We start from the raw sequence: 1,165 nt of genomic DNA, 5'->3' as shown, positions 1-1,165 counted from the left end.
CAATGAGCGACTATCTGTGGTGTCAAGTTGCATTGGCGAACTCCATGCGCGCATCGCGTGCTTTTGCATTGAGAATGACGAGGAGTTTTCGCGCCAGCGCCATGCGGATGACCATTTTGGTTTTGCCAGCCTTTTGCAACCGTTCGGCGAAAGCTTGCAGATGAGGATCGTACCTGGCGACGTGCCGGGCAACGATAAAGAGAATGCCACGCGGCCCGGTGCGACCGCCCCGAATATTACGAGGTCCCTCGCGTTTGCCGCTATCATTGGCGAAAGGCGAGAGCCCCACCAGCTTGGCGATGGCCTTGTTGGAGACGATGCCGATCTCGGGGACCTCCGCCAACAGACGGGCAACGGTGCGGTCAGCCAAGCCCTTGAAGACGCGGAATGTCATGTCGAGCCTGGCCCACAACGGATCATCGTCAATCAGCGAGGCCACCTCGCCAGCCAGCCGCTTCTCCTCGCGCTTGAGGCAGGTCAGCACCGTGGAGAGACTGGCCAGCGTCTCGGCGTCTGTGGTGGCGCTCTTGCGCTGCTTGTTGACGGTGATGTCGCCGGTGACTTGGGAAAGCCTGGAAACCAAGACTTTCAGTCGCTGCTGCGCGGGACTGGGCGGCGCCGCCGGCACGATCTGCTTGACCGACGCGTAATGGGCGATCACGGCCGCGTCGATGCGATCGGTTTTCTCGAAGGTGCCCATTGCTTCGGCGAAGCGACGCACGCTGCGAGGATTGACGATGCCGCAAGGCAGGCCGTTCTCCCAAAGCCACAGAAAGGCCAACCGCTCATAACCGCCCGTGGCCTCCATAACCGCGAGCTCGACACGATGGCCGCGGCAAAACACCAGCAACTCGCCTAGTCCCGCTGCGTCGTTGGCGAAGCGAGCAAACGCAGCGCCCGGCCGGATATGGGCGTCCAGCCAATCTTTCGAAACATCAACTCCACAAATAATGTTGTTCACGGTAACCTGCCTTGTTCGTGCGATTGGAGCCAAGCGACTATTCGGTCGTGCGTGACAAAGGCGAAGATCCCAAGCTCATTGACGGTTGTAGCCGGAGGGGCAGCGGGCGACTTCGCCAAGCCTCGGGCCGGATGGCCATCCGGCCCGAGGCTCAATCGCTTCCATCGCACATAATCATCTCGTGCAGATACAAGGGGCGGCGCC

1 protein-coding gene is annotated in these 1,165 nt (G+C 60.9%); it reads right to left on the bottom strand.

All coding sequences use genetic code 11. From position 1 onward, the window contains the following. Positions 1–22: 22 nt before the first annotated feature. A complete protein-coding gene (locus tag EN893_RS34905) occupies positions 23–961 on the bottom strand; it encodes an IS110 family transposase (protein ID WP_127270070.1) in 939 nt (312 codons plus the stop codon). Positions 962–1,165 lie beyond the last annotated feature (204 nt).

It is taken from the genome of Mesorhizobium sp. M7A.F.Ca.CA.004.04.2.1, from assembly GCF_004022825.1.
In the GTDB taxonomy this organism is placed as follows: domain Bacteria; phylum Pseudomonadota; class Alphaproteobacteria; order Rhizobiales; family Rhizobiaceae; genus Mesorhizobium.
This window is presented reverse-complemented; position numbering and strand designations above follow the sequence as displayed.